5 protein-coding genes and 1 pseudogene are annotated in these 6,281 nt (G+C 60.4%); 4 read left to right on the forward strand and 2 right to left on the reverse strand.

From position 1 onward, the window contains the following. Positions 1–183, forward strand: a pseudogene (locus GPA_RS08955) (oxidoreductase); the annotation flags it as partial. Positions 184–235: 52 nt separating this feature from the next. On the opposite strand, the gene GPA_RS08960 reads toward GPA_RS08955, so the two are convergent. Then, complete coding sequence (locus tag GPA_RS08960; RefSeq protein WP_041239366.1) at positions 236–496, reverse strand: hypothetical protein; 261 nt, start codon at positions 494–496, stop codon at positions 236–238. A 538-nt stretch (positions 497–1,034) separates the two neighbouring features. On the opposite strand from GPA_RS08960, the gene GPA_RS20395 reads away from it, so the two are divergent. After that, the gene (locus tag GPA_RS20395; protein WP_015539665.1) at positions 1,035–1,466 is read left to right on the forward strand and encodes a PadR family transcriptional regulator; all 432 of its coding nucleotides are present in this window, start codon (positions 1,035–1,037) and stop codon (positions 1,464–1,466) included. A 140-nt stretch (positions 1,467–1,606) separates the two neighbouring features. On the opposite strand, the gene GPA_RS08970 is transcribed toward GPA_RS20395, so the two are convergent. Continuing rightward, positions 1,607–3,088: a helix-turn-helix transcriptional regulator gene (locus GPA_RS08970; RefSeq protein ID WP_041239367.1), complete on the reverse strand. Its 1,482-nt coding sequence runs from the start codon at positions 3,086–3,088 to the stop codon at positions 1,607–1,609. 235 nt (positions 3,089–3,323) lie between these two features. Here GPA_RS08970 and GPA_RS08975 point away from each other — a divergent pair, with 235 nt between their 5' ends. Both GPA_RS08975 and GPA_RS08980 read left to right on the forward strand, forming a co-directional pair. Beyond that, entirely contained in the window at positions 3,324–5,564 is a 2,241-nt protein-coding gene (locus GPA_RS08975) for a molybdopterin-dependent oxidoreductase (RefSeq protein WP_015539667.1), read from the forward strand. Between the two features lie 3 nt (positions 5,565–5,567). Continuing rightward, a complete protein-coding gene (locus tag GPA_RS08980; RefSeq protein ID WP_015539668.1) occupies positions 5,568–5,897 on the forward strand; it encodes a 4Fe-4S dicluster domain-containing protein in 330 nt (109 codons plus the stop codon). The last annotated feature ends 384 nt before the right edge of the window (positions 5,898–6,281 follow it).

The following is a 6,281-nucleotide window of genomic DNA, read 5'->3' on the forward strand; positions in this document are numbered from 1 at the left end:
TGGCAGTACGAGTTCGTGCCCGTCCCCACCGACCGCTGCGACCGCTGCGCCCGCCGCCAGGCGGCCGGCAAGCCGCCGACCTGCGTGCAGCACTGCCAGGCGGGCTGCCTGTACTGCGGCACGCTCGAGGAGCTTGCCGAGAAGATCGACCTCGGCAAGAAGAAGCTCGCCCTGTTCAGCTAGCGCCTTTTCTGCCCGGCTCGCATGCCTGAAGGGGCGGTGCTGGAAAGCCCCTTCAGGTCGAGGGCGGGTCCTCGAGGTCGTCGGGGACCGGGAGGCCGCCCTCCTTCCCCGCATCGGGCGAAGGGCTGGTGTCCTGCGCGGCGAAGAAAGCATCGATAACCGATTGGTCCCGCTTCGTGCCCAGAACCGGCTTGCGCTCGAAGGCAGCCGCCTTGGCTCGACGGGTGGGACCCTTACCGAAAACAGAGCGCTCCACGACGCGGGCCTCTGCATTGTCGAGCCTGCGCGCATGGCTGTGAACGTCCTCGTGCATGCAATCGCCTCCCTTGTCGCTCTCGCGCCTCGGCGCACCGCTACCGCGGTCGTCCCGGTCCATGCATCCATGATAGAAAGGCGGCATCCCCTCCCAAGGATGAACTCGGTAGCTGGGCACCGTGTTCTTGGCGACTGGCCTACCGGCCTCCCTAACGGTACGATCAAAGCGGCGAACGGTGCGAGGTTTTTTAGTTTGCGCAGGTCAATTGTTATGTCGAGCACCCGACAGCCGTCAAGGGGCAACCGTTTGGCGGTCGGGGCGGCCGCAAGCGCGAGCGCCCTGACCGCTCCGCCGCCCGCTTCCTCACGGCTGATCGGGGCGCCGCTCGCTCTCCCGGCCGCCCCGCCTCCGCACGGGGAGATTGAGCGCCGTTCGCCCTCTCCCCGCCAAAACGCCAAGAAAATATTGGCATATTGCAACTAGTTATGAGATGATAGTGTTTGCAATTCTACCTAAGGAGACGCGTCCACCCTCCGCGCAGCCGATGCCGGAGCACAGGGGCGAAGTCCATTCTCGCGAGAAAGAGGTCCCGCCCATGTGGAGCAGCTGCCATCCCAAGTCCGACGAGGATATGAAGGAGTGCGCCGAGCTCGGCAAGTCGCTCAACCGCCTGTCGCAGCCCACCATCCTCACGCTGCTCGCCTGCTCCGACAAGCCCCTGCACGGCTACGTCATCGTGCAGCAGGCGGCGGAGTCCCCCATGTTCGGCGGCAAGAAGCCCGACGCCACCGGCATCTACCGCGCCCTCAAGCGCATGGAGGAGGCCGAGCTCGTCACCTCCGTATGGGACACGCCGGAAGAGGGCTCGGCCAAGCGCCTGTTCTCGCTCACCGACAAGGGCCGCCGCTGCCTGCGCCGCTGGATCGACGCCCTGGCCTGCTACGAGCTCACCCTCGAAGAGCTCCGCGGCCTCGCCGCCGGCGCCCTGGGCATCGACCTCCCCGACGCCCCCCTGTGCTCGCATTAGGCATTGCGCACCATTCGAACCGAAGGCATTCTCAGTCCCGAAGAGCTGCCCTTTCACACCCCGCTTTCTCGGCCATCCGACAAAATTGAGGATGGCAAGGAAAGCGGGGGGATATTCCGAGGGCCCATCACTCCGAACCCTTAAAGCGCTGAATCATCGTCCTTGTCAGCCATTATCTTCTCAACAACCATCATGAGCTCATCCCTTGAACTCACGCCAACCTTCTTGTAGATGCTATACCTATGCGCTTTTACCGTATGCGGGGATATATAGAGCTTTGACTGGATATAGTCTGATCCCCACCCCTTGGCGATCAAGTAGAACACTTCCGTCTCACGTGCTGAGAGGCCGTACCGCTTCACCACCGTCTCGCAACTCTTCTTCCAACGACCTCCACCCTGCTCATGGGTTTCCGTCGCGCCGCCCTCCTCATCGTGCTCGCCGGCAAGCTGATCCTTGTCGAAGGGGATTACCGTAACGAACACGGAAAGAAGGATCACCAAGACGAGCGACGCCCAGGTGAGAATATCGCTGCCCACAGAATGCGTGAAGGCAGACAGGAAACCCACGGCATAGCCGATGGCCACTCCCACGATAATGGGGGCAAACCCTCGGCCGGTGAGATAAAACGGCGACACCCCAAAGCGCTTGACGAGGCAGAAGAGGGAATCGAGATTGGCGAGGGTCAGCCATACATAGCCAACGAGGATAACAAGGATGCACAACGTTTTCAGCGGCGGATCAACGAACGGCATGGGCAGGAGGCCGATTACGAGCAAAGGGAAGAGAATCTTCTGTACCTTGCCGTGCATCATCTTGTCGGTGTTCTTCCCAAGATACGGAATCATCAGCAAAGCGCCCGTCACGATGGCCAAAGATATGCCCGCGTGCAGCCAAGGGTGGCTTTCGGCATCTGACAGACCGAATATGGCGATACCGAATACCGCTCCGTAAAGGGTGTTGAGAGCATCGATTGGCTTTGTGAGACGATGCCGCGCCATGGACTCCTTACGCGAGACAAACGGCGCTTGGGGAATCTCTCTTTCCAGCACTACGAGTATCGCCAAGCTCGCTGGCAAGGAAAGGCACGTGAAGGCTATGCCCGCACCGTCAGGCAGGCAATTACCAACGAAATAGAGCAAGGATCCGCCGGCCATAGAGAAGGAAAGGACCTTGGATGTGAAATTCTTCGTGAAAGCCGTCAAGAGCTCCGACCACAAAAGCAGAAGCGCGGAAAGCCCGATTCCCAGAAGAAAGCTCGCCACGAATACAACGAGCACGGGGACGTGCAAGTCGATGACGAACTGCGCATAAGACACGGCCCCGTGAGCAACGGGGCTCGCGCAGACCAAAGCCCACAGGAAACGATGCCCTTTCTGCACCGAGAGAAAATCCGACCATCGATTGCTCGCAACGGCCATGACCACCATACCGGCGCACAGGGCAACGGGCGCCAGCGGGGAGATCGTCTCGACAGCAGCTGTGTCATCGATGGCGGCGTTGTGGATCAGCGCGGTGTAAAAACTCGACCAAAATAGCGAGAAACCCATCACAAGGCTGATAAGAAGGGATACCGAACCCCTTTCCCCCTGCTCATACGATGGTTTAATACCTTCCGTCACTTAACCATCTCCTCTGATTTATCCGTTTCGTACTAGGCGAGTCGGCGGGTTTCAGACTTTCCAGATATACCAAGTCGCACGTCACGATCCTATAGTTCGGGAAACCACGTCGATCGGCTCGGCCCAGAGCCAGAGACGGGCTCTGCAGCACACCAGAGGGGCATTGCAATCGCTTCCGCCCATTCTAACCGATCGGCGTGGCACCGCAAGCAGAGAAGAGGGGAAGGAGAAGTGCATGGGAGAGAAGGATTACCGACTTGTCGAGCACGAGAAGCCTTGGAAGTACAAGGAGGACGACTACACCGTGACACGCGGCAGCGCATGGACCGGTCCCGGCTGCCATGAGGGTTGCGGAGTCTTGCTCTACACCGACGACGACGGAAAGCTCGTCAAGGTGGAGGGAGACCCGGAGAACCCGTTCAACCAAGGCCGCCTATGCGTTCGATGCCTGGATCTGCCCGAAGTCACCAACCACAAGGACCGCCTGCTCTATCCCATGAGGCGCAATCCCAAAGACCGGGGCAAAGACGCATGGGAACGCATGAGCTGGAACGAGGCCATCGACTACGTGGCCGGCAAGCTCATCGAGATCCGCGAAGAGCACGGAGCGGAGACCGTGCTCTTCGGCCAAGGAACCGGACGTGACATCTCCAGCTGGATCACCCGCATCGCCTGGTCCTACGGCTCGCCCAACTATTGCTGCTTTGCCCTTTCCGGCAATGCATGCTATCTGCCCCGCGTTGCCGGAATGGCCGCGACCTGCGGCAGCTACACGGTGGCCGATTGCTCCCAACAGTTCGTCGACCGCTACGACAACCCGGCTTACATCGTTCCCGAGTTGATGGTCATCTGGGGCAACTATCCGCTACGCGCTAACTCCGACGGCTTCTACGGCCATTGGGTCATCGATCTGATGAAGCGCGGCATGAAGATCATGATGGTGGACCCGCGCGTCACATGGCTCTCCCTCAAAGCCGAGGAGCACCTGCGCCTGCGCCCCGGCACCGACGCCGCGCTGGCTCTCGGCATGATGAACGTCATCGTCAACGAGGGCCTTTACGACCACGAGTTCGTGGACAAGTGGTGCTACGGTTTCGAGGAGCTGTCCGAGCGCGTGCAGGAGTATCCGGTTGACAAGGTTGCCGAGATCACTTGGGTGTCACCCGAGCAAATACAGCGCGCAGCACGACTGCTCGCCAACAGCAAACCCTGCGCCATGCAGTGGGGGCTGGCCGTCGACATGGTGCGTGAGGCCCTGCCGGCAGGTCAGGCTATCGTCGGCCTGTTCCAAATCACCGGCAACGTCGATATCCCCGGAGGGAACATCTTCCCCGTCGAGCTCATCGCCTATTCCGGCGGCTGGGGTGGCGAGCTCATCAGCGACGAGCAGAAGGCCAAGCGCATCGGCCTAGCCAATTACCCGCTGCTGAGGCTGGGCTTCCAGGTTGCCTCCAACGACGACCTTCTGGACACGCTGCTCACCGACAAGCCCTACAAGATGCGCGGCTCATGGCTGCAGACCAACAACGCCATCGCCTGCATGGCCGCCGATCCCAAGCGCGTTATGGAGGGCCTGCTGCGCCTTGAGTTCAACGTCGTGATCGACCTGTTCATGACGCCTACCGCCATGGCAATTGCCGATGTGGTCCTGCCTGCTGCAACCTATCCCGAGAAAAACGGCCTGCGCTTGGGCGACGGCCTGCAGCGCGGCGAGGTTATCAACAAGGTAACCCAGATCGGCGAGGCCAAGTCCGACGCCGAGATAAACCTGCTCATAGGCAAGCGGCTCAACCCGGCTGCTTGGCCATGGGAGACCGTCGACGAGATGCTGTCCTCTATGATCGCCAGCACGGGCATGGATATCGACGAGCTGCGCGAGAAGGCGCCGGTTTATCTGCCGTTCGAGTATAGACGCTACGAGACCGGCAGGTTGCGCGCTGACGGACAGCCCGGATTCAACACCGCAACCGGGCGCATCGAGCTGTGGTCGACGTTCTACAACCAATGCGGGCTCGACCCGATGCCCTATTTCGAGGAGCCCGAACCCGGCCCCGGCTCTACACCCGAGCTTATGGAGGAGTATCCCTTCGTGCTGACCACGGGCGCTCGCCGATGGAGCTCTTTCCATTCAGAACATCGCCAAGTAGACCGACTGCGCCGTATGGACCCGTGGCCCTATATCGAGATCCACCCGGACGCCGCCGCAGAGCTCGGATTCACGGAAGGCGAATGGGTATGGGTCGAGAACCAGATGGGGCGGGCAAAGCGAACCATCAAGATCACCCCGATCGTCGACCCTCGCGTGGTGTCCTGCGATCATGGTTGGTGGCTTCCGGAGAAGGGCCCAGAGAACCTGTACGACGTGTTCGACGTGAACATCAACAACCTCGTGCCCATGAAATGCGGCAAGAGCGGCTTCGGTGCTAACTACAAAACCTCGATCTGCAAGCTCTACAAGGTCAAGGAAGGGGAATAGACGATGGGATACGGACTTCTGATCGACACCGAGTGGTGCTCCGGCTGCCACTCGTGCGAGATGGCATGCCAGATGGAGCATGCCCTCCCGGTAGGCCAGACAGGCATCCTTCTGAACCAGATAGGGCCGCGGGAGTTCGGCGACGGCTTGTGGCAGCTCTCGTATTTGCCAGCCATCACCGCCCAGTGCGACGGATGCGGTAAACGCGTGGCCGCCGGCAAGCAACCCACCTGCGTTCAGCACTGTCAAGCCCAATGCATGGAATACGGCAGAATCGAGGACCTGGCAGCAAGGATGGACGCAGGCTCCAAGAAGGTGCTGTTCGCACTGTAGCGGCACATGGGCACCACAGTAGGCAGTACGGCTGCTCGCAGACAATATGGCAAAGGGAGTCGCCCCCGTTTCTCGCCTCCATGCAGGGCGACTCCAACAATAGCTCGAGCAGAGTTCTGTTCGTCGAACAGTCGCTCTTTCAAAGCATCCGCCCTTGGCGACGCCTTGATAAACGGCTCATGCAAATCGGGGTTTCTGCTGATTCTTCATAGCCTATAGCTACAGCAATCGCGCTCTAGGCTATGAATACCTATCAGGCGCCTGCCGTATGGGCAGCGCAGCGGGCAAGCAAAGTCGCTCAGGGGGTCGACTACTGAAAATTACGAAAACCAGTTCGCCGCATAACCGGCCGCAACCGGTTATGCGGTGGAACGCTTCTATAGA

It is taken from the genome of Gordonibacter pamelaeae 7-10-1-b (assembly GCF_000210055.1).
GTDB classification, from domain to species: domain Bacteria; phylum Actinomycetota; class Coriobacteriia; order Coriobacteriales; family Eggerthellaceae; genus Gordonibacter; species Gordonibacter pamelaeae.

Bases quoted from the DNA above. Each gene is read 5' to 3' on its own strand.
- GPA_RS20395 (WP_015539665.1), top strand. From the start codon at position 1,035: ATGTGGAGCAGCTGCCATCCCAAGTCCGACGAGGATATGAAGGAGTGC.
- GPA_RS08975 (WP_015539667.1), top strand. From the start codon at position 3,324: ATGGGAGAGAAGGATTACCGACTTGTCGAGCACGAGAAGCCTTGGAAG.
- GPA_RS08960 (WP_041239366.1), bottom strand. From the start codon at position 496: ATGCACGAGGACGTTCACAGCCATGCGCGCAGGCTCGACAATGCAGAG.
- GPA_RS08980 (WP_015539668.1), top strand. From the start codon at position 5,568: ATGGGATACGGACTTCTGATCGACACCGAGTGGTGCTCCGGCTGCCAC.